General features: G+C 60.3%; 18 protein-coding genes. 9 read left to right on the top strand and 9 right to left on the bottom strand.

Translation table 11 applies throughout. From position 1 onward, the window contains the following. The 5 genes from glgA to H4I99_RS08280 all read left to right on the top strand — a co-directional run bounded on the left by glgA (position 1) and on the right by H4I99_RS08280 (position 6,694). Positions 1 to 1,440, top strand: a complete 1,440-nt coding sequence (gene glgA, locus H4I99_RS08300; protein ID WP_163900864.1) for a glycogen synthase GlgA — start codon at positions 1 to 3, stop codon at positions 1,438 to 1,440. Between the two features lie 4 nt (positions 1,441 to 1,444). After that, the gene (locus H4I99_RS08295) at positions 1,445 to 3,076 is read left to right on the top strand and encodes an alpha-D-glucose phosphate-specific phosphoglucomutase (protein WP_163900866.1); all 1,632 of its coding nucleotides are present in this window, start codon (positions 1,445 to 1,447) and stop codon (positions 3,074 to 3,076) included. A gap of 13 nt (positions 3,077 to 3,089) precedes the next feature. Further along, positions 3,090 to 5,057, top strand: a complete 1,968-nt coding sequence (gene glgX / locus H4I99_RS08290; RefSeq protein WP_163900868.1) for a glycogen debranching protein GlgX — start codon at positions 3,090 to 3,092, stop codon at positions 5,055 to 5,057. A gap of 87 nt (positions 5,058 to 5,144) precedes the next feature. Then, positions 5,145 to 5,633, top strand: a complete 489-nt coding sequence (locus tag H4I99_RS08285) for a MaoC family dehydratase (protein WP_163900870.1) — start codon at positions 5,145 to 5,147, stop codon at positions 5,631 to 5,633. A gap of 2 nt (positions 5,634 to 5,635) precedes the next feature. Continuing rightward, a complete protein-coding gene (locus H4I99_RS08280; RefSeq protein ID WP_163900872.1) occupies positions 5,636 to 6,694 on the top strand; it encodes a DUF2332 domain-containing protein in 1,059 nt (352 codons plus the stop codon). A 40-nt stretch (positions 6,695 to 6,734) separates the two neighbouring features. Here H4I99_RS08280 and H4I99_RS08275 read toward each other — a convergent pair whose 3' ends face one another. Genes H4I99_RS08275 through H4I99_RS08260 form a run of 4 tightly spaced genes read right to left on the bottom strand, consistent with a single transcriptional unit; the run spans position 6,735 to position 11,862 of the window. Further along, positions 6,735 to 7,286, bottom strand: a complete 552-nt coding sequence (locus H4I99_RS08275) for a sarcosine oxidase subunit gamma (RefSeq protein ID WP_163900874.1) — start codon at positions 7,284 to 7,286, stop codon at positions 6,735 to 6,737. After that, positions 7,279 to 10,272 carry a sarcosine oxidase subunit alpha gene (locus H4I99_RS08270; RefSeq protein WP_163900876.1) on the bottom strand — a complete coding sequence of 998 codons (2,994 nt, stop codon included), beginning with the start codon at positions 10,270 to 10,272 and terminating at the stop codon, positions 7,279 to 7,281. Before H4I99_RS08270 ends, H4I99_RS08275 begins: the two co-directional genes overlap by 8 nt. Continuing rightward, on the bottom strand, positions 10,269 to 10,589 hold the full coding sequence (locus H4I99_RS08265) for a sarcosine oxidase subunit delta family protein (protein ID WP_163900878.1): 321 nt from the start codon (positions 10,587 to 10,589) through the stop codon (positions 10,269 to 10,271). The genes H4I99_RS08270 and H4I99_RS08265 overlap by 4 nt, the downstream gene beginning before the upstream one ends. Positions 10,590 to 10,608: 19 nt before the next feature. Further along, complete coding sequence (locus tag H4I99_RS08260) at positions 10,609 to 11,862, bottom strand: sarcosine oxidase subunit beta family protein (protein WP_163900881.1); 1,254 nt, start codon at positions 11,860 to 11,862, stop codon at positions 10,609 to 10,611. Between the two features lie 300 nt (positions 11,863 to 12,162). Here H4I99_RS08260 and rpsU point away from each other — a divergent pair, with 300 nt between their 5' ends. Both rpsU and H4I99_RS08250 read left to right on the top strand, forming a co-directional pair. Beyond that, the gene (gene rpsU, locus H4I99_RS24680; protein ID WP_099058844.1) at positions 12,163 to 12,387 is read left to right on the top strand and encodes a 30S ribosomal protein S21; all 225 of its coding nucleotides are present in this window, start codon (positions 12,163 to 12,165) and stop codon (positions 12,385 to 12,387) included. Between the two features lie 213 nt (positions 12,388 to 12,600). Then, positions 12,601 to 13,386, top strand: a complete 786-nt coding sequence (locus tag H4I99_RS08250; RefSeq protein WP_244624997.1) for a tetratricopeptide repeat protein — start codon at positions 12,601 to 12,603, stop codon at positions 13,384 to 13,386. 150 nt (positions 13,387 to 13,536) lie between these two features. Here the strand turns inward: H4I99_RS08250 and H4I99_RS08245 are convergent, their stop codons facing one another. The 5 genes from H4I99_RS08245 to H4I99_RS08225 all read right to left on the bottom strand — a co-directional run bounded on the left by H4I99_RS08245 (position 13,537) and on the right by H4I99_RS08225 (position 18,357). Then, complete coding sequence (locus H4I99_RS08245) at positions 13,537 to 14,358, bottom strand: NAD(P)(+) transhydrogenase (Re/Si-specific) subunit beta (protein ID WP_163900885.1); 822 nt, start codon at positions 14,356 to 14,358, stop codon at positions 13,537 to 13,539. Then, positions 14,351 to 14,665: a hypothetical protein gene (locus tag H4I99_RS08240; protein WP_163900887.1), complete on the bottom strand. Its 315-nt coding sequence runs from the start codon at positions 14,663 to 14,665 to the stop codon at positions 14,351 to 14,353. Before H4I99_RS08240 ends, H4I99_RS08245 begins: the two co-directional genes overlap by 8 nt. A 23-nt stretch (positions 14,666 to 14,688) precedes the next feature. Next, entirely contained in the window at positions 14,689 to 14,913 is a 225-nt protein-coding gene (locus H4I99_RS08235) for an aa3-type cytochrome c oxidase subunit IV (protein WP_163900889.1), read from the bottom strand. Positions 14,914 to 15,085: 172 nt separating this feature from the next. Next, positions 15,086 to 15,841 carry an N-acyl amino acid synthase FeeM domain-containing protein gene (locus H4I99_RS08230; protein WP_163900891.1) on the bottom strand — a complete coding sequence of 252 codons (756 nt, stop codon included), beginning with the start codon at positions 15,839 to 15,841 and terminating at the stop codon, positions 15,086 to 15,088. A gap of 218 nt (positions 15,842 to 16,059) precedes the next feature. Next, positions 16,060 to 18,357, bottom strand: coding sequence for a putative bifunctional diguanylate cyclase/phosphodiesterase (locus H4I99_RS08225; RefSeq protein WP_163900893.1), 2,298 nt, complete (start codon positions 18,355 to 18,357; stop codon positions 16,060 to 16,062). A 432-nt stretch (positions 18,358 to 18,789) separates the two neighbouring features. On the opposite strand from H4I99_RS08225, the gene H4I99_RS08220 reads away from it, so the two are divergent. Together H4I99_RS08220 and H4I99_RS08215 are read left to right on the top strand one after the other, a co-directional pair. After that, positions 18,790 to 19,341, top strand: coding sequence for a TRAP transporter small permease subunit (locus tag H4I99_RS08220; RefSeq protein ID WP_163900895.1), 552 nt, complete (start codon positions 18,790 to 18,792; stop codon positions 19,339 to 19,341). Position 19,342: 1 nt separating this feature from the next. Further along, positions 19,343 to 21,127 (top strand): TRAP transporter large permease, encoded by a 1,785-nt coding sequence (locus H4I99_RS08215; protein ID WP_163900896.1) that lies wholly within the window; start codon positions 19,343 to 19,345, stop codon positions 21,125 to 21,127. Positions 21,128 to 21,175: the final 48 nt, after the last annotated feature.

The following is a 21,175-nucleotide window of genomic DNA, read 5'->3' as shown; positions in this document are numbered from 1 at the left end:
ATGAAAGTTCTCTCCGTCGCCTCCGAGCTTTATCCTTTGATCAAGACAGGTGGCCTGGCAGATGTTGCCGGCGCGCTGCCGCTTGCGCTGAAGGCGCATGATATCGAGACCAGGACACTCATCCCCGGCTATCCGGCAGTAATGAAGGCGATTAAGAAGGCCGTGAAGCGGATCGAGTTTACCGATCTTCTCGGAGAACATGCCACTCTGCTGGAGGCCAGGCATGAAGGCCTCGATATTCTGGTTCTCGACTCGCCCACGCTTTTCGAACGCTCCGGCGGTCCTTATGTCGATCCAGCATCGCGCGACTATCCCGACAACTGGAAACGATTTGCCGTGCTTTCGAAAGCGGGTGCGGAAATCGCGGCGGGCGGACTTCCCGGCTGGCAACCTGATCTCGTTCATGTGCATGACTGGCAAGCGGCGCTGACCCCCGTCTATATGCGCTATGCCGAGGTGCCGGAACTGCCGAGCCTCATCACCATTCACAACATCGCCTTCCAGGGGCAGTTCTCCGCCAGCTATTTCCCCTATCTCGGCCTTCCCTCCCACGCTTATTGGGAAGCGCTCGAATACTACGGCACGATGAGCTACCTGAAATCCGGTCTTTCCACCGCCCACGCGCTCAGTACCGTCAGCCCCTCCTATGCCGAGGAAATCCTGACGCCGGAATTCGGTATGGGCCTGGAAGGCATAATCGCCAACCGTGCCGACGATCTCTACGGGATCGTCAACGGCATCGATGCCCAGGTCTGGAACCCCGCGACCGATCCGCTCATCGCCACGCCATATGCTTCGGGTGCATTGAAAAAACGGCAGGCGAACCGCGCGGCACTCACCACACGCTTCGGCCTTGACGATGATGACGGCCCGATATTTTCCATCGTCTCCCGACTGACATGGCAAAAGGGCATGGACCTGCTGGGCGAAGTGATCGAGGACATCGTCTCCGCCGGCGGAAAACTGGTCATTCTCGGCTCCGGCGAGAGCGCGCTTGAAACACAACTGCTTGCCGCCGCGTCGCGTCATCGCAATCGTGTTGGCGTAGTCATCGGCTTCGACGAGCCGCTCTCGCATCTGATGCAGGCAGGTGCCGATGCCATCCTGATCCCTTCCCGCTTCGAACCCTGCGGCCTGACCCAACTCTATGCACTGCGCTACGGCTGCGTGCCAGTGGTCGCCCGTACGGGGGGCCTCGCCGACACCATTGTCGACGCCAATGAAGCCGCGCTTGCCGGCGGCGTCGCCACCGGAATCCAGTTCGGACCGGTGACCGCGGATGCCCTGCGCCGTGCCATCCAGCGCACGATGAGGCTCTATCGCGATCCCAAGGCATGGGCGCAGCTGCAGAAACAGGGTATGAAGAGCGACGTCTCCTGGGGTCGCAGCGCCGAGCGCTACGCCGAACTTTATCAACGCCTCGTTTCGAAAGGCCATTAAGTCCATGATATCGACTGTTGCCACCAAGCCCTTCTCTGACCAGAAGCCCGGCACCTCGGGCCTGCGCAAGAAGGTCCCGGTCTTCCAGCAGGAAAATTATGCAGAGAACTTCATCCAGTCGATTTTCGATTCGCTGGAAGGCTTTCAGGGCAAGACGCTGGTCGTCGGAGGCGACGGCCGCTACTACAATCGCGAGGTTATCCAGAAGGTCATCAAGATGGCCGCCGCCAATGGTTTCGGCAAGGTCATGGTCGGTAAAGGCGGCATTCTATCGACGCCCGCTGCCTCCCACGTCATCCGCAAGTACAAGGCCTTCGGTGGCATCATCCTGTCCGCCAGCCACAATCCCGGTGGCCCGACCGAAGACTTCGGGATCAAGTACAATATCGGCAATGGCGGCCCGGCGCCGGAAAAGATCACCGATGCGATCTTCGCCCGCTCGAAGGTCATCACCAGCTACCGCATTGTCGCTGCCGACGATCTCGACCTCGACAATATCGGCGCCTTTGAAGTCGGCGGCATGCAGGTCCAGGTGATCGATCCCGTCTCCGACTATGCCGAACTGATGGAAGAGCTTTTCGACTTTTCCGCCATCCGCAATCTGTTCGGCCTCGGCTTCCGCATGGTGTTCGACGCCATGAGCGCGGTGACCGGTCCCTATGCCAAGGAAATCATCGAGCGCCGCCTGCGCGCGCCCGAAGGCACGGTCCGCAACTTCACGCCCCTGCCGGATTTCGGCGGCCATCATCCGGACCCGAACCTTGTCCATGCCAAGGAACTCTATGACGAGATGATGAGCGGCAAGGACGCGCCTGATTTCGGCGCCGCCTCCGACGGCGACGGCGACCGCAACCTGATCATAGGCAAGGGCATCTTCGTCACCCCTTCGGACAGCCTCGCCATTCTGGCGGCCAACGCCCATCTGGCGCCCGGCTATAACGGCGGGATCGCCGGCATCGCCCGCTCGATGCCGACCAGCGCTGCCGCCGACAAGGTGGCCGAAAAGCTCGGTATCGGCATCTACGAGACCCCCACCGGCTGGAAATTCTTCGGCAACCTGCTCGACGCGGGGAAGGTCACGATCTGCGGCGAGGAAAGCGCCGGAACCGGCTCGAACCATGTGCGCGAGAAGGACGGCCTCTGGGCGGTTCTGCTCTGGCTGAACATTCTCGCCGTGCGTGGTGAAAGCATGCAGGACATCGTTTCCCAGCACTGGGCGACCTATGGCCGCAACTACTATTCGCGCCACGACTACGAAGCCGTCGACGCCGACGCCGCCAACGGTCTGGTCGACACCCTGCGAGCCAAGCTCGCCACCCTGCCCGGCGCGAAGTTCGGCGACCTCGTGGTCAGCGCTGCCGACGATTTCGCCTATCACGATCCGATCGACCAGTCGGTCAGCAAGAGCCAGGGCATCCGCATCTTCTTCGAAGGCGGCTCGCGCATCGTCTTCCGTCTCTCCGGCACCGGCACCTCGGGCGCGACTTTGCGCGTCTACATCGAACGCTACGAGCCGGACGCAAACCGCCACGATCTCGAGACGCAGTCCGCCCTGGCCGACCTGATCGCCGCAGCCGAAAGCATTGCCGAGATCAGCAGCCGTACCGGTCGCGATGCGCCGACCGTCATCACGTGATCGCGGCGGCTCCATGAACCCGATCGAAAGCCGGCATGGCGGAGTGATCCTCACCGACACAGGCGCGGATTTCGCCGTCTGGTCCCGCCATGCCGAGCAGATCGATCTCTGCCTTTATGACATCAATGGCGGCGGAGAAATCTGCCGCCTTCCCATGACGCGTGGTGAAGGCGACGTGTATCGCCTCCACGTCGAGGGTGTGACGGAAGGCGCTCATTACGGCTATCGCGCCCATGGGCATTACGCCCCGGACCATGGCTGGTGGTTCGATCCGTCCAAGCTGCTGGTCGACCCTTACGCCAAGGAGCTGGACCGGCCCTTCGTCCACGATATCAGGCTCTCGACCTATGGCGTCGATACCGCCCCGATCGTTCCGAAATCTGTGGTGACGCGTGACCGGCTGGCCCGGCCGATGATGCCGCTCATGCCCAAGGGCGGTTTCATCTACGAGGTCGCGGTCAAGCCCTTCACGATCCGCCATCCAGATATGCCGAAGAACCTGCGTGGTACCGTCGCGGCGCTCGCCCATCCCGCGGTGATCGATCATCTGAAGCGGCTCGGTGTCGATGCAGTCGAACTGATGCCGATCGTCGCCTGGATCGATGAAAGGCATCTGCCGCCGCTCGGCCTGAGCAATGGCTGGGGCTACAATCCGGTCGCCTTCATGGCGCTCGATCCCCGCATCGTGCCCGGTGGCGTCGCCGAACTGCGCGATACCGTCGCCGCGCTGCATGCCGCAGGGATCGGCGTCATTCTCGATCTGGTCTTCAACCACACCGGCGAGAGCGACCGGCTCGGCACCACGCTTTCGCTGCGCGGGCTCGACAACCTCTCCTTCTACCGCCATCTCTCCGACAATCCAGGCGTTCTGGTGAACGACACCGGCACCGGCAACACGCTGGCCTGCGATCATCCGCACGTCCGCCAGCTGATCGTCAGTACCTTGCGTCATTTCGTGCTTCACGCCGGCATCGACGGCTTCCGCTTCGATCTCGCGCCTATCCTCGGACGCTCGCTGAGCGGTTTTCATTCGAACTCGAGAACGCTGCAGGCGATCCTGCAGGATGACATTCTGGAAGATCGGGTGATGATCGCCGAACCCTGGGACATCGGTCCCGGCGGTTATCAGCTCGGCAATTTCCCGCCGCCCTATCTCGAATGGAACGACCGCGCGCGAGACAATATCCGGCGTTACTGGCGCGGCGATGCGCATATGACCGGCACGCTCGCGACAGCACTTGCCGGCTCTTCCGACGTATTCGCCCGGGATGGAGCAACGACCACCCGCAGCGTCAACTTCATTGCCGCCCATGACGGCTTCACCCTGTTCGACCTCGTCTCTCACAGCCACAAGCGCAACGGTAAAAACGGAGAGAACAACCGCGACGGCCACGACGAGAACTATTCCTGGAACAACGGCGTGGAGGGCGAAACCCATAACCGGACGGTTCGCCGCCAGCGCCGGCAGGACGTTATCGCTCTTCTGTCCACCCTCTTTGCCAGCCGCGGCGCGATCATGCTGACGGCAGGCGACGAGTTCGGCCGCACCCAGCACGGCAACAACAACGCCTATTGTCAGGACAATGAAATGACCTGGCTGAACTGGGAAGGGCTGGACGAGGAACTGCTGGAGGCGACGGTCGCGCTGTCTGCCATGCGCAAGCGCTTCTCGATATTCTCGCAGACCGAGTTCTTCAACGGCGGTGGCGACGTCGCCTGGATCTCGGCAAGGGGCGTCCCGATGACCGTTGAAGACTGGGAGGAGCCTGATGGCGCCGCGTTCGGCATGATCCTCACCAGCTGGGACCGGAAGCTCAACGCGGAAGTTCGCCTTGCGATCCTCTTCAATCGTTCGCATTTGACACAGGATTTCGTCCTGCAGCCCGCCGCCGGCCGGAAATGGCGTAAGCTGTCATCAGGCCGTAGCACCCCCTTGATCCACTTGAAACCGCGATCGGTAGAGTTTTACCTCGAGCCCTGATTATTCTGTCCATGTACTCCAAGGCCATGGTAGTACGCCTGCCAAGCCGCTGTAAGCATTCTGATTTGCCAATTCGATGAGGTTCTCGTGCCCGTTGAGATTTCACTGTCGGAGATCCCCGGCCTGGTCGGAGAGGAGATCGGGCTTTCGAGCTGGATCACAGTAGACCAGACGATGATCGACGCCTTTGCCGGCGCGACCAACGACCATCAGTTCATCCATGTCGATCCCGTGCGCGCGGCCGCCGAGACCTCGTTCGGCGGCACCATCGCCCATGGCTTCCTGACGCTTTCGCTGCTTTCGGCGATGAACTACGACTGCCTGCCGAAGATCCGCGAGCAGACAATGGGCATCAACTACGGCTTCGACAAGATCCGCTTCATGTCGCCGGTCCGCTGCGACAAGCGCATCCGCGGCCACTTCGTGCTATCCGAAGCCCGCTTCCGCGGCGCCGGCATGGTGATGACCACCTATGATGTCAGCATCGAGATCGAGGGCGAGAAGAAGCCAGCGCTGACCGCCACATGGATCACCATCGTTCAATTCGACCCGAAGGATCGTCCCGAAGGAGTTTGACAATGGCAGAGACCGATATCGTTCTTCAGTCCTTCCTGCGACAGGCAAGCGCGTGCAACGATCTCGGCTCTCCCTTCACCGCGCGACTCTGCACTCTGGTGGCTGAAAGGCTGGATGACGATACCGAGGTCGGAGGATGCATCCTGAACTGGCAGGGCGACCCGACTGGCACCCGCGATGCTCTCGCGCTGCGTCTCGCGGGGTCCCTTCACGCGCTGGTGCTCTCCGGTTTGGACTCCTCCCTCGCCGCGGCCTATCCGCCCAACACCGTTGACGACGAGACCCTGTGGCAAGCCTGCAAGGCAGCCTTTCAGCGCGACGAGGCATTCATTCTGGAACGCCTTCGCTCCGCGCCGCAAACCAACGAAGTTCGGCGCTCGGCGGCCCTTCTGCCGGGCTTCCTGACGATTGCGCGACTGTTCGGCAGGCCGCTCGTTTTGTCCGAAGTCGGCGCAAGCGCCGGCCTCAACCTGCAATGGGATCGTTATTCCTATCGCCTTGGCGAGTTCACCTGGGGACCGGAATCACCCGTGTCCCTTAAGCCGGAATGGCAGGGGCCGCCCCCTCCCCCGGCCATAATCCATGTCGCGGAACGATCCGGCTGCGACCTCAATCCGCTCGACCCGACCTCGCCCGAAGACCGGCTTCGGCTGATGTCCTACATCTGGGCCGACCAGAGCGACCGTCTGGAACGCACCCGCCATGCGCTCGAAATCGCCGTCGAAAATCGTCTCGCCGTAGAAAGGTCCGATGCGATCGAATGGCTGGAAAGGCGGCTCGCGACCTCCCGCCCCGGCGCGGTTCATGTCGTCTATCACACGATTGCCTGGCAATATCTGCCGGAAGAGCTGAAAAGCCTAGGAGAAGAGCTGATCGCGAACGCCGGTTCCCGCGCCACCATCGATTCGCCTGTCGCGCGCTTGCAGATGGAAGCCGATGGCAAACCGGACGGAGCGGCCATGACATTGCAGGTCTGGCCGGACGGCGAAAAACACGAAATCGGTCGCGCCGATTTTCACGGCCGCTGGATTAAATGGAAAGGCTGGCCGGGTCTCCTGTAGATCCCCGGCCAGCCAGAAAGTTTGTCAGTTTGTTAGTTGGTCAAGCTGCGTCGTCGGCAGCTTCGGCCAGCAGGCCGAAGGCATATTCCGCAAAGGACCGCCAGCACTCGACGCGGAAAGTCTCCTCGTCGACCCGGTAAAGCACGATCTCGATCTTACCGAACACCGTGCGGCTGACCGCCCCGACCGGGAAGACCGAAAGCGAGAGATCCTGCGGGCAGCCGGCATTGAGCGCGTTCACCGCGCCCTTGCCGGAGACAACGATCGCCGTGTTGCGATGAGAGACATCGGTCGCCGAGTGAACCACGCCCGAAGCCACGCAATCGGCCATCAGGTCGTTACCCTTCTCGTCGATCAGCAGCCATTCGTCCGGACCGAGCCAGAAGGCGAGCCGCCCCTTGGCGGAGGCGGATGTCTTCGGCTTGACCGGCAGCTTGACGCCGAGGCTCTTGGAGAGAGCCGCCACTTCGTCCGGGCCGGCCCGGAGCGAAACGCGGGCGGCAGGTTCGGCAGGCGTCAGCTTGACCAGAGGCGAACCGCCATGGAAGCCGGTAAGAACGGTCTTGCGTTCAGCGACGGTAGCATCAGCCATTGATGCGTCCCCCTTCCTTGTCAAAGAATACCGTGTCGGTCACTTCGACCGCGATGGTCTTGTCCTTCATCGGCACGTAGAGCGTTTCGCCCTTCCTGGCGCGACCGTCGACGACGACGGCAAGCGCGATCGAACGGCCGAGATTTTCCGACCAGTAGGACGATGTGACGTGACCGAGCATGGTCATCGGCTTCGGCTGGTTCGGATTGGCGACGATCTGGCCACCCTCCTCCAGCACTTCCTTCGGATCCTTGGTCAGAAGGCCGACGAGCTGTTTGCGGCCCGTCTTGACGAGGTCGGGACGCTTGAGGCCGCGAATACCGACGAAGTCCTTCTTCTTCTTGGAGACCGCCCAGCCATAGCCGGCATCGTCAGGCGTGACCGTACCATCGGTATCCTGGCCGACGATGAGGTAACCCTTTTCGGCGCGCAGGACGTGCATGGTCTCGGTGCCATAGAGGCAGGCGCCGAGGCTTTCCGCACGCTTCCAGATCGCCTCGAACACGGCCGAGCCGTAATCGGCCGGAACGTTGATTTCGAAGCCGACTTCGCCGGTGAACGACACACGGAAGAGACGGGTCGGAACGCCGCAGAACTTGCCCTCGGCAATGCTCATGTGCGGGAAGGCCTCGTTCGAGATGTCGATGCCTTCGACAAAGGGTGCGATGATGTCGCGCGCCTTCGGGCCCTGAACGGCGATGACCGCCCACTGCTCGGTCGCCGACGTCAGCCACACCTTGAGATGCGGGAATTCGGTCTGCAGATAATCTTCCATGTGGTTCAGCACGCGCGGCGCACCGCCGGTCGTGGTCGTCACATGGAAGCGGTCTTCCGCGAGACGGCCGACGACACCGTCGTCATAAACGAAGCCGTCGTCGCGGGTCATGATGCCGTAGCGGCACTTGCCGGGCTTCAGCGTATCCCAGGCGTTGGTGTACATCAGGTTCAGGAACTCGGCCGCATCTGGGCCAACAACCTCGATCTTGCCGAGCGTGGTCGCGTTGAACACACCGGCAGTCTCGCGAACCGTCTTGCACTCGCGGTTGACCGCGGCATGCATGTCTTCACCCGGACGCGGATAGTACCAGGCGCGCTTCCAGTTGCCGACATCCTCGAATTCGGCGCCGAGCGACGTTTCGAGATCGTGCATCGGCGTCTTGCGGGTGGGGTCGAACAGGTCGCCACGCGAATGGTTGATCAGCGTACCGAAGGTCACCGGCGTATAGGGCGCGCGGAAGGTGGTGAGACCGACCTTCGGGATTTCCTTGCCGAGCATTTCCGCAGCGATGGCAAGGCCATGCATGTTGGAAAGCTTGCCCTGATCCGAAGCCATGCCGTTAGTGGTGAAGCGCTTGATGTGCTCGATCGAGTGCATGCCTTCGCGAACGGCAAGGCGGATGTCCTTGGCACAGACGTCGTGCTGGAAGTCGATGAACGCCTTGACGTTGCTGTCGCGTCCCGCACCTTCCGCCGCGCCGATCATCCCGCCGGTCCAGCCGTAAGCGTTGACCCCGGTGGGAGCCTGCGGAGCCGAACCGGCAGCGCCGGCGGCCTTGGCCATCGCAGCGCCTGCGGCCGAGCCCTCATCGAGGATCGCCTGCAGATCGTCGACACCGTTGCAGGTACCGATGCAGATGCTGTCCTGAACGTAGACGTCCGGCAGGAAGCGATCGTTGATCGCATCGAACTTCAGCTTGCCGCGCGACTGCGAGAACAGGTGAACCGAAGGCGTCCAGCCGGCCGAAACGATCAATGCATCGACCTCGATCTTGCGGGCGGAACCGCCGCCATTGCGCTTGACCGACATGGAGCGGACGCGCAGGCGGCCGGAAGTGTCGGCGACGTAGTGGCCGGTCAGCACCTCGATGCCGAGCGAACGGGCTTCCGTCAGAACCTTCTCGCCGGGCTTTTCGCGGCAATCGACGATCGCAGCGACGGTCACGCCCGCCTTGCGCAGGTCGATCGCGGTTTCATAGGCAGAGTCGTGTGCGGCATAGACGCCGACCTTCGCACCCACGGCGACGCCGTAGTGGTTAAGGTAAGTTCGAGCGGCCGAAGCCAGCATGATGCCGGGGCGGTCGTTGTTCGCGAAGACCATGTGGCGTTCGATGGAACCGGTAGCGAGGACCACCTTCTTCGCCCGAACCTGCCAGAGCCGTTCGCGCGGCGCAGTCTTCAACGGCTTGGCGATATGATCGGTGACGCGCTCGACCAGACCGACGAAATTGTGGTTGTAGTAACCGAAGGCCGTCGTACGGGTCAGAACCTGAACGTTCGGCATGGCCTTCAGCCGCGCCGCCGTCGCCTGAGCCCAGTCATAGCCGTTCTGGCCGTCGACGGTTGCGCCGGTGTCATAATGGAAGGCGCCGCCGACTTCCGGCTGCTCGTCACAGAGAATGACCTTCGCGCCGGTCTCAGCAGCGGCAGCCGCAGCGGAAAGACCTGCCGCTCCGCCACCGACGACAAGGATATCGCAATGCACGTAACGGGTGGAATAATGATCGGGATCTTCTTCCTTAGGCGCGACGCCGAGACCGGCAGCACGACGGATAAAGGGCTCGTAGACCGAGTGCCAGAAGCTTTTCGGCCACATGAAGGTCTTGTAGTAAAAGCCGGCTGCGAAGAAGGGCGAGAAGAAATCGTTGATCTCGCCAATGTCGAGCGACAGCGACGGCCAGCGGTTCTGCGTCTCGACCTTCATGCCGTCGAACACTTCCTGCACGGTGGCGCGGACGTTCGGCTGCCGACGGGCAGCGTCACGGGAAATATCGAGCAACGCGTTCGGCTCTTCCGGACCGGCGGTCAGAATGCCGCGCGGGCGGTGATACTTGAACGAACGTCCGGCGAGGTGCATGCCGTTGGCGAGCATCGCCGAAGCGACGGTATCGCCCTCGTAAGCAGTCAGGCTGCGGCCGTCGATGGTGAAACGTGCGGTGCGGGCGGGCGTCAGGCGGCCCTTGCCGGCGATACGATTGGCGCCGCTCATTTCGACGCTCCCTTCTGGTCGGCGGACGGGAGGAAGGCGGAAACATCCGGCTTCGGCTCACCGGCCTTGTAGGTCAGGTGGATCTTGTCGCTGACGGTGTCGCGAACCGCGTTGAAGAAACGGCCACAGCCGCTGATATGGCGCCAGCGTTCGAAGATGAGACCCTTCGGATTGTCCCGGAAAAAGAAGAATTCAGCGAATTCCTCATCGGAAATGTCAGCGATATTGGCCGGGCGGACGATATGCGCCTCGCCGGCGGAGCGAAACTCGAGCTCGGAACGCTCTTCTTCGCAGTATGGGCATTTGATGATCAGCATGATGAGTGATCCCTAGAAATCAGTGCGCCACGGCGGCCGCTGCCGCCTCGTCAATCAGACGGCCGGTGCGGAAACGGTCGAGCGTCAGGCCTGCGGCAAGGCGATGCGGCTCGCCCCGGGCGATCAGATGGGCGAAGAGGTTCGCCGAGCCCGGCGTAGCCTTGAAGCCGCCGGTACCCCAGCCGCAGTTGACGAATAGGCCGGGAACCGGCGTCACGCTCTGGATCGGCGAACGGTCGGACGTGTTGTCGGTGATACCGCCCCACTGACGCATCATCTTGACGCGACGGAACATCGGGAAGAGCTCGCAGATGGCATCCAGCGTGTGCGTGATGATCTGCAGGCCGCCGGTCTGCGAATAGGAATTGTACTGGTCTGTACCAGCGCCGATGACGAACTCGCCCTTGTCCGACTGCGAGATATAGGCATGAACCGTGTTGGACATGACCACGCAGGGAAAGATCGGCTTCATCGGTTCTGACACCAGAGCCTGTAGCGGCTGGCTCATGAGCGGCACGCGAACATCGGCCATCGCCATGACGACCGTATTGTGACCCGAAGCCGAAACACCGATCTTCTTCGCGCCGATGAAACCGCGCGTCGTTTCGACACCAGTCACCTCGCCGTTTGGACCACGACGGATGCCGGTGACCTCGGTGTTCTGGATGATGTGGACGCCACGGTCGGAAGCCGCACGGGCGTAACCCCATGCCACCGCATCGTGACGAGCCGTGCCGCCGCGGCGCTGGAGCGCTGCACCGTTGATCGGGAAGCGCGCCGTCTTGGAAATGTCGAGCGGCGGGCAGAAATCCCTCGCCTGCTCCGGCGTCAGCCACTCGTTATCGATGCCATAGAGATTGTTGGCATTGATGTGGCGTTTGAAGGACTGCATGTCATGAACGTTATGCGACAGCATCAGAACACCGCGCGGCGAATACATGACGTTATAGTTGAGCTCCTGGCTCAACCCTTCCCAGAGCTTCAGCGAGTGCTCGAAAATGTCCATGCTCTCTTCATAGAGATAGTTGGACCGGATGATCGTGGTGTTTCGGCCGGTATTGCCGCCGCCGAGCCAGCCCTTTTCGATCACCGCGACATTGGTGATGCCATGCTCCTTGGCAAGGTAATAGGCTGCGCCGAGACCGTGGCCGCCCCCGCCGATGATGATGACGTCATAGGACTGGCGCGGCTCGGGAGAGACCCACTGGGCCTCCCAGCCCTTGTGGGCACGGAGCGCCTCGCGTGCTACGGCAAAGACCGAATATTTGCGCATTCGCCTCAAACTCCTGTAGGTTCAGGCAATTGGGTAGGACCAAACAAGTCGCAAATCAATATGCGTCATGACGGTCATTTTGCGACGCATTGACGACCGGCTTTCGACACGCCCGACTTATCCTCAAGCGCTGCAAACTTTTTTCTGCAAAGGGGTTGCAGTCTCCATATGGACTTCCATGAAGTGATCTGATAATTGGCGTCCCCAATCGACGGCCTTCGGGCTGAGCGAAGCTATACTATTTCCGTCGACTCGGATATCGGCGGTTTGCCAACTCAAAACCTAAGGAACGGGATAGACGTGCAGGTACTTGTCCGCGACAACAACGTTGATCAGGCGCTCCGCGCTCTCAAGAAGAAGATGCAGCGCGAAGGCATTTTCCGCGAAATGAAGATGCGCGATTACTACGAGAAGCCCTCGCAGAAGCGCGCCCGCGAAAAGGCCGAAGCCGTTCGCCGCGTTCGAAAGCTGGCTCGTAAGCGCGCCCAGCGCGAAGGTCTCATTGCGGCACGTCCTGGCCGTTGATCGGTCGTTTTTTGGACGTTTTCCGATGATCTAAGGGCGGGGGCGAAGGGTTCGCCGCCGCTCTTTTGATATTCAGCTCCACGTGCTGCCCCGCCCAGACTCTGATGCGGACGGTGCGTCCGAACGATGGCAGTCATGACCGTACAACTTCTTTCTCAGTCTCTCGAAACCCTTTCCGCCCGCAGCCTTCGGCGCGGTGGCCTTGCCGTTGCAATGATCACGGCTCTTGGCCTTGCAGGGTGCCAGACGACCGAAACGTCGGACATGATCAAGATCGACCGCGACCAGGGCTCACAGGAAAATATCGCCTCGCTCTCACAGGTCATCAGCAGCAATCCGAACGATCCGGAAGGCTACAATGTCCGCGGATCGGCTTACGGTCGTGCCGGCCAGTTCAGCAAGGCGCTGGCCGACTTCAATGTCGCATTGCAACTGAACCCCAACTTCTATCAGGCCTACGCCAACCGCGCGCTGGTCTATCGCAATATGGGCAAGCCAGTCGAAGCGGCAGCGGACTATAACGCCGCTCTCAAGATCAATGCGAACTACGACGTCGCATATATCGGCCGCGGCAACATCTACCGCCAGGCTGGCCGCATCGATGAGGCCTTCAGCGATTTCAACCGCGCCATCCAGCTCGACACCACGGATGGTCGCGCCTACCATAATCGCGGCCTGATCTATCAGGTGCGCGGCCAGCACGACAAGGCGATCGACGACTTCTCGAAGGCTATCTCGCTCTCGCCCAGCTCGCCTGAGCCGTATAATGGTCGCGGTGTATCCTATGTTGCCCTGAACGACGACGAAAACGCATTTGCCGACTTCAACCACGCGATTGAGCTGAACGGCCGGATTGCCGAATCCTGGGCCAACCAGGCGCTGATCTACGAGCGCCGCGGCGACAAGGCACGCGCTGCCAAGTCCTATTCGCACGCGCTCCAGCTTGACCCGAAATACGCACCTGCCAAGCAGGGCCTCGCTCGCACCCGCGGCGTCTGATCTTCCCAACAGGTCAAGAGACAGGCTTGCCGTTGAGAAAATGGCAGACAAAAACAAGCGTTGCGGAACCCGACCGCAGCGCTTTTTTCATATTAGTGCCACGGGCCTTATCGCGGCCTGAGCTTATCGGAAGGACTGCTATCCCGAGGCCTATTCGACGATAAGGCAGAAGGGGCCAAGCGAGTGTTCGCGGCACATCGTCCGGTAACGGGCGATCATGATCGCCCCAGCCCAGCCACCCGCAACGATCAGCGCGATGCTGGCAAAAGCAAAGCCTATGGCCGCCGTCGCGAGCCCACCAAAGGCCGTGAGCACGACAGCCGCAAGAGGCAGCTTGCGGTCGTCGGCAGACAGCACCATGACAATCCCCGTTGCGGTTGAAAGCATGGCGGTCAGCAGGAAAAAGCCGGGCACCAGCCAGACTGCAAACAACACCAACGCAACCGCGGCCAAACCGACCAAGACCAGCCGGAACGGCTCAAGCGAATGAAGTCGCCTCGACAGACCGAACCTCAGCCGACGAAACACCAGCGACATGCCTCCGCCAAATGCGGCAGCGCCAAAAAGGGTGGCGACGGCCGTGCCGAGCGAGCGCTCGAACTCGGTGGCGATCATGCGGTCATCCCAGAATTGCGGACCGGTAGTCACCACGGAAAACGACAGCAAAACCGCGACCAGTCCATGCAGGGCCAGCAGGCCGGCAACCAACTGCGCTATTTTTTTCGACGGCGTTGCCAGCGCAAGCCAGCCACCGAGGCTACCGCCCACGGCGAGCGCGAGAAAACCGATCAGCCAGCCGCCAAACGTCGGCTCCGCCGCCATAAGGCCGATCATGACGCATAGTGTCAGCGCAAAACCAACGAGCCAGAAATCAGCCTTCCCAGGGGAGTGCGACCTGTTAGCACGACCGATGGAAAAAATGAGGAACGCAATCGCCGCAAGCTCCGCCACCGCGGCCATGCCACTACCCATTGCGCCCACCCTTGTCGTCGGTTGAAAATCCCGAGCCGGTGCGCCAGGCAAGAATAAGGCCGGACACAAGCCCGGCCGATGAAAGAGTAAGAGCTACAAAGGCAATCGTACGGCCCATGCCACTCGGCAGCCTGCCCGTGGCATACACCGAGGCCGCCGCCAACGCCGCCGCGAGAAGTCCCGCAGCCAGAACGAGCGTGTTGCGAAAGTCGCGCTTTGTCCCTGCGCCGATCACGAGACCGGCAAATACGGCCAGTGCGAACACCGCCAGCCGAAAGAGAAACGGATCGGAAGCTTCCATGAGCATCGAGGCGCTCTATACCGGGATGTTCAGCGCAGAAGGAAGATACCGGCAGCGCTCAGGACGATGAAGATAAGGAAGCCACCGAAGAAGCCGGCCCCACCCATGAAGCCCGCTGCCATGGCGATCATCAGCGCAACCAGAAGAGCCGTACCGTATTTCGTGCCGGCGATGAAAAGATCATAGGTCTTCTCGTGCTCGGCATAGTTCATCTGCGCTCCCGTTTCGACCGGACCCGCGTGATGTTCGCTCATGCTTCATCTCCCCTCATGCGAGCGCTTTCCAGGCGCTCTCAAAACCCGCAACGCTTATCTGCCGTCACAGAGACACCGTAAGCGTCGCCTCCGCATAAGGAAATACACAATGCCGCAGCCAAGCGCAATCCGGCCCCCTCTTCCGGACGGCGTGAATAGCGGATAGTGAGCGTCAGTAATCCAGCCCTGCGACGGCGCCGGCGATGAACCCTTTTGCAACCAGCCGCGCCGAGGGCAACACGGTTAGCGGAGTAAACACTGGCTCGCCGCCCCGCTCGAACATCAAACGCCGTTCATGTATGCCGGAATCGAAAAACGGATAACGTTTCAGGAGCCTGTCGCCTGTCGTGTGGGTGTTGGTGGCGAGCAGGGTAAGCTCGAAACCATAGATATCGGCCATTCGGCGCTCGACCACTGTATCTGCATAGAACACGCGCTTGTAGAAAGCGGCATGCGCCGGGCGCACGTGTTGCAACACACGGTCCGCCTTGAAATAGGCTGCGGCGACGATACTCGGCCGAAGTGTGATGTAGGGAATGACAGGCAATTCCGCAGCAACGCCCGGATCCGCAGCAAAACGCGCCGGATCGATCAGCGTCAGGCCGGCATTCAGGAAGTCTTCCATGGCATCGGGAAACACGCCCGCCGACTGCGAGACGCGATGGTCCGGCGTCACATGGTGCAGACGGATGGTGCTGACCAGTTCTTCGAAATAATACACTCCGAACACATAGGTATGATCGTCGAAGTCAGCCTCATCGATGAGGCTGGAGCCCGAGACCGGCAGCACCTCGGCCGCCTTGTAGGCCTTGTATCGCAGGCGCGCGATATCCTCCATGTCTTCACCCGTCTCGATGCGCCGGTACTCGATGTCGTCGAGTATTCGCATCAAACGCTGGGCGAAACCGTCTCCTCCCGAAGGCACCATGCTCTTATGATCTCGCTGATGATTAACGAATTGTTAAGCATAGCTATCACGTGGAGTGGCCCGGGGACACCCGGTAAGATTAGTAGGTTTTCCTGTTAATTCCTTGTTAAGGTTAACAATTAGTTAACGCTATTGCTCACGCTGAGGCCTCCGGCGCATTCGGGACCGCCGAGCGGAAACAAACTGTAAGAAAATGGAACGCCTTAACTAGGAAGTCGTCAGGCGACGTAGGTGCGAGCCTCGAACTCCTTGCGCTCGGCAAGCTGACTGAGTTCCTCGATGTCGCTTGAAGATACCGGCATGGAGTAGACATAGCCCTGTATCAGATCGGCGCAATTATACTTGATGAGAAGCGCCAGTTGCTCCCGTGTCTCCACGCCCTCGACGACGATCTGAAGATTGAGACCGCGCGAAAGCGTGACGATGCCTCGCAAAAGCTTCAGACGACGAACATCCTCGCAGATGTTGCGCACGAAGGAGCGGTCGATCTTGACCACATCGACCGGCAACGTGTCGAGATAGCTGAGGCTGGAGAAGCCCGTGCCGAAATCGTCGATCGCGACGGTGATACCGTAGCCTCTCAACTGTTCGAGGATCAGCCGAACGGTCGAAAGCTCCTCGATCAGGCTGCTTTCGGTAACTTCTAGATGCAGCCTTCCGGGCGCAAGACCGGTTTCGGCCAGCACCGATGTCACGGTATCGATGATGAGTTCGTTTCGCAGGTCCTGCACAGAGAGGTTGACGGAAATGGAAATATGCTCCGGCCATGTCATGCAGTCGCGGCACGCTTTCTTGATCACCTGACGGGTAATTTCAGAAACAATTCCCATCTCTTCGGCCACCTGAATGAAGACATTCGGCGGGATCGCGCCTTTCTCGGGGTGCGTCCAGCGGGCAAGCGCCTCGCAGCATTCGAGCGCAGAGCCGTCGGGCTTGAACATCGGCTGGTAGGCGACGCTGATATCGCCGGCATCGACAGCCGCGCGCAGGTCCGTCTTCAGCCTCTGCCGCTCCACGTAACGAGCATCCATCTCTTCCGCGAAGAAGACGAGGCGCCCCCTGCTGCGAGACTTGGCCTCGTAGAGCGCCAGATCCGCCTTGATCTGCCACTCTTCCATCCGCAACTCGGCACTGTCGAGGATCACGCATCCGGCGGAGAACGTCACAGCGATGTGAAGCCCCTCGACGTCGTAATTGCCGGCAATCCGCTCATGAATAGAACGCATGCGCGCATCGAGACCGAGCTCACCCTCTCGACCGGGAAAGAAGAGAACGAACTGGTTCCCGACAAAATGCCCGGTGATCGCCTCGCCGGCGGCAAGCTCGAGAAGCCGATTGGCGATGGCGACCAGCAGACGATCGCCCGTCAGGTGGCCCTTCATGTCGTTGACGTGCTTGAATTCGTCTACGTCGAGGACCATGAAGCCGACCTGCCCCGTCGCCTGCTGCGCAACCTTTTCCTTCACCAGATCGCAGAAGTAGGCCCTCTGCGGCAGGCCGGTGAGGGAATCGTAGCGCACCATGTGCAGGATCTTGCGATCGGCCCGAATACGCGCTGTCACGTCCTCGAAAATAAGCACGACGCCGCCCTCGGGGCGCCGGCTTGCCGAGAACTCGAGAATAAGATCGTCGGAGAACTGCATCACCGCACGAGACGTGCTGCCGTCGATCAACTGCGCCAACTGTTTCTGGATCAGGCTCGGCATGGAACCATCGACAAAGGTGTGACGAACGCCATAGCGCAGCACTACGTCGAGATCGCAGTTTGTCAGGCGTTTGCGATCGCCAAGATGCAGAAGTTCACAGGCCTTCCGGTTGATGACCTCGATGCGATTGTGCGGGTCGAGCATGACCAGGCCATGGGTCATGTTCGTAAGGGCCGTATCGAAGCGCCCCGCGATCTTCTTCATTTCCTGCGAGGCAATGACGTTCTCGTAGAGAAACTCCCGCACGCCGTTGGCCATGGCCCGCGTCGTCAGGCCAAACGGAATGAGCATCAAGGATAACAGAGCCTTGTAGAAGTCCTGTGCCAGAAGGCTCCCCGCCACCATCGGCAGGCAGCAGGCGAGCGTCTGAAGATCGACGGCAAGACGCGAGCCGTAATTACGTCCGACAACGGAGACCATCGACGCCATGGTGACGGCAATGCTGGCCAGCTCGGCAAAACTGTCCTGCAAAACGAAAATGGCATAGCCGCTACCGGTGCCGAGAATGGCAGCCGTGGAAGCAGCGCCCAGTACATAACGTCGTTCCCATTGGCGAATTTCGTGCCGCGTCATTTGCGACTTGTCCGCCTGCTGAAAACGCGTGAACCAGTAGATGCGGTTGGCGAAGACGATGACGAAGCCGGCACAGAGCATAAGATAGAAGGCATCGCCACTTTTCAAGTAGATAGCAACGAACGTCAGGATATGGACAGCCATTCCCGTAAACAACGTATTGCGATTTTCGAAAAGCGAGCTGACGAAGGACAGATAAACGTCCGGCGGCACAGCCCTCCTGCTTCGAACCTTCATCCACGGCCTCCTTGATGCGGGCGACGTTAGGCAAGACGGTTTAAAATTCGCTTTCCAGCATAGGAAAAAGGCGATCTATTCCAGTTATTGATCATCACCGGACACATTCCTCGAACAGCCCGCAATCTTCTCCCGCCACAACCTGCCCGATAAATTGACAAATCACAATTTATCGGCGGACAATCCCTCAAGATCCCATCAACCAGAATCGGCCGCCTGCACCGGATTGGAACGACTTCGGATGCGGGAGGAAATCGCTTCGTGGATGAAGACCCTTCTGGACGCCCCCGATAGACCTCGTTCCAGCAGATGAGACGGCCGCTTTCCACATAGACATAAGACGAAAGGCCCTGAGAACGTTGGAGTTCACCGGTTGCGCGCAAACCGGCCTTGATCTAATGACGACTCTGAGATCCAGGGGAGAGAACAACAATGAAAATGTTATTGGCCATTGCCCGGCTGATCGACACGATCAACGGAGCCATAGGGCGTTGGGTGTCCTGGCTACTACTTGCCGCAGTCCTGATCAGCGCCGGCAATGCAGTCGTCCGCAAGGTATTCGACATCTCGTCCAACGCCTGGCTCGAGCTTCAATGGTATCTCTACGGCACAGTGTTCATGCTTGCGGCCGCATATGCGCTCCTGAAAAATGATCATGTGCGCATCGATATCGTGTCGAGCTCCTGGAGCAAAAAGACGAGGGACCGGATCGATCTGATCCTGCACATCATTTTCCTTCTGCCCTTCACCTTCCTGATGACGTGGCTCGCCTGGCCCTGGTTTTGGGCCTCATACAAAATCGGTGAAATCTCCTCAAGCGCAGGCGGACTGATCGTCTGGCCGGCCAAGGCGGCCGTGCTCGTTGGTTTCCTGCTGCTCAGCGCCCAGACGTTGTCAGAGATCGTAAAGCGTGCCGCCATCGTCTTCGGTTACGTGACGGAAGCGGCAGAGACCGAGAACTCAACAGAAGCGACGGGGCACTGACATGATCGATTTCATCGCCCACAACCTCGCCCCGATCATGTTTTCCACCGTGATGCTGATGCTTTTGCTCGGTTATCCGGTAGCCTTCACTCTCGCTGCGGGAGGCCTGATCTATTTCGCCATTGGGGTGGAACTGTCCTCCATCTCCCCGGAAATCAAGCTTTTCTGGCCACTGCTACAATCCCATCCGGATCGTATCTATGGCATCATGTACAACGATACGCTGCTGTCGATCCCGTTCTTTACCTTAATGGGACTGATCCTCGAGCGATCGCGCATGGCGGAGGATCTTCTGGATACCATCGGCCAGCTCTTCGGCCCGATCCGTGGAGGCCTTGCCTATGCGGTCATTCTCGTTGGGGCTCTCCTCGGAGCAACGACTGGTGTGGTCGCGGCTTCGGTCATGGCAATGGGTCTCATTTCGCTGCCGATCATGCTGCGTTACCAATACAATCGCCCCCTGGTCGCAGGCACGATCGCCGCGTCGGGCACCCTTGCCCAGATCGTGCCTCCGTCCCTTGTTCTCATCGTCATGGCAGACCAGCTCGGTCGCTCGGTTGGTGACATGTATGTCGGCGCGCTTTATCCCGCCATCCTGATTGTCGCGGCATACTGCGCCTACATCTTCGTGGCGTCGATGCTGAAACCGGACTGGGCGCCTGCCCTGCCTCTGGAAGCGCGCACACTGGGCGGTGGCGTCACCTCGCTGTTCGTCATGATCGCAGTCACGGTCGGGCTTTATTTTCTTGGTCATGAAGTGCTCTTCATCGGCATCGCAAGCCCCGAATGGCGACTGGTCGCTGCGTTGGCCTTTGGTGTGCTCGCTGCTTACGTGATTGCGATCGCCAACAGTAAATTCGGACTGAACATCATTTCGCGATTGACCCAGCAGGTCATCATCGTGCTGATCCCGCCGCTGGCGCTTATCTTCCTTGTGCTGGGGACCATCTTCCTCGGTATCGCCACGCCCACAGAGGGCGGAGCAATGGGAGCGACGGGCGCACTCGTTCTCGCGGCACTCAAGGGCCGCCTTTCGTTCGCCACGCTGAAACATGCGCTGGAAGCGACGACGAAGCTGTCCGCTTTCGTCATGATGATTCTGATCGGTGCGCGCGTCTTCGGCCTCACCTTTTACGGCATCAATGGCAATATCTGGATCGAGGACCTGCTGACGGCCCTGCCGGGTGGTGAATACGGCTTCCTGATCGTGGTCACGATCATTGTTTTCATCTTGGGGTGCTTTATCGACTTCTTCGAGATCGCGTTTATCATGGTGCCGCTGCTCGCGCCGGTGGCGGAGAAACTCGGCATAGACCTCGTCTGGTTCGGCGTCATTTTGGGCATCAACCTTCAGACCTCCTTCCTGACGCCGCCATTCGGTTTCTCGCTCTTCTACCTGCGTTCCGTGGCACCCGCGGGCGACTGGAAGGATCAGGCAACCGGAAAGATGATGACGGGCATGAAGACGCTCGACATCTACAAGGGCGTGCTGCCGTATATCATCATCCAGTTCATCATGATCATCGTCGTGATTGCCTTTCCAAGCCTCGTCATGCGTTACAAGAGTGGCCACTCGACGGTTGATCCGGAAAACGTCAAGATCGAGGTGCCGGGCTTCGGTGCGGGCGGCGGCATGTCCCTGCCCCCACTGGGGTCGGACGGCGGCAATGGAGCACCCGGCGGTTTCGGCCTGCCACCGCTTGGCTCCAACGGCGGTCTGCCCGGACAAGCGCCGGCAACCGGCACGCCATCCATGGACCTCAGCCAGCCGCCAGTCATCAAATAAGCTGAACGATCAAATGAAACAGCGCCTCTCGGGGCGCTGTTCTTCTTT

This window comes from Paenirhizobium daejeonense (assembly GCF_014280875.1).
Lineage (GTDB): Bacteria > Pseudomonadota > Alphaproteobacteria > Rhizobiales > Rhizobiaceae > Allorhizobium > Allorhizobium daejeonense.
This window is presented reverse-complemented; position numbering and strand designations above follow the sequence as displayed.

What these genes read in the sequence shown, in the direction of transcription:
- glgA (WP_163900864.1), top strand. Translation starts at nt 1, where the DNA reads ATGAAAGTTCTCTCCGTCGCCTCCGAGCTTTATCCTTTGATCAAGACA.
- H4I99_RS08295 (WP_163900866.1), top strand. Translation starts at nt 1,445, where the DNA reads ATGATATCGACTGTTGCCACCAAGCCCTTCTCTGACCAGAAGCCCGGC.
- glgX (WP_163900868.1), top strand. Translation starts at nt 3,090, where the DNA reads ATGAACCCGATCGAAAGCCGGCATGGCGGAGTGATCCTCACCGACACA.
- H4I99_RS08280 (WP_163900872.1), top strand. Translation starts at nt 5,636, where the DNA reads ATGGCAGAGACCGATATCGTTCTTCAGTCCTTCCTGCGACAGGCAAGC.
- H4I99_RS08275 (WP_163900874.1), bottom strand. Translation starts at nt 7,286, where the DNA reads ATGGCTGATGCTACCGTCGCTGAACGCAAGACCGTTCTTACCGGCTTC.
- H4I99_RS08270 (WP_163900876.1), bottom strand. Translation starts at nt 10,272, where the DNA reads ATGAGCGGCGCCAATCGTATCGCCGGCAAGGGCCGCCTGACGCCCGCC.
- H4I99_RS08265 (WP_163900878.1), bottom strand. Translation starts at nt 10,589, where the DNA reads ATGCTGATCATCAAATGCCCATACTGCGAAGAAGAGCGTTCCGAGCTC.
- H4I99_RS08260 (WP_163900881.1), bottom strand. Translation starts at nt 11,862, where the DNA reads ATGCGCAAATATTCGGTCTTTGCCGTAGCACGCGAGGCGCTCCGTGCC.
- H4I99_RS08250 (WP_244624997.1), top strand. Translation starts at nt 12,601, where the DNA reads ATGATCACGGCTCTTGGCCTTGCAGGGTGCCAGACGACCGAAACGTCG.
- H4I99_RS08245 (WP_163900885.1), bottom strand. Translation starts at nt 14,358, where the DNA reads ATGGGTAGTGGCATGGCCGCGGTGGCGGAGCTTGCGGCGATTGCGTTC.
- H4I99_RS08240 (WP_163900887.1), bottom strand. Translation starts at nt 14,665, where the DNA reads ATGCTCATGGAAGCTTCCGATCCGTTTCTCTTTCGGCTGGCGGTGTTC.
- H4I99_RS08235 (WP_163900889.1), bottom strand. Translation starts at nt 14,913, where the DNA reads ATGAGCGAACATCACGCGGGTCCGGTCGAAACGGGAGCGCAGATGAAC.
- H4I99_RS08230 (WP_163900891.1), bottom strand. Translation starts at nt 15,841, where the DNA reads ATGGTGCCTTCGGGAGGAGACGGTTTCGCCCAGCGTTTGATGCGAATA.
- H4I99_RS08225 (WP_163900893.1), bottom strand. Translation starts at nt 18,357, where the DNA reads ATGAAGGTTCGAAGCAGGAGGGCTGTGCCGCCGGACGTTTATCTGTCC.
- H4I99_RS08220 (WP_163900895.1), top strand. Translation starts at nt 18,790, where the DNA reads ATGAAAATGTTATTGGCCATTGCCCGGCTGATCGACACGATCAACGGA.
- H4I99_RS08215 (WP_163900896.1), top strand. Translation starts at nt 19,343, where the DNA reads ATGATCGATTTCATCGCCCACAACCTCGCCCCGATCATGTTTTCCACC.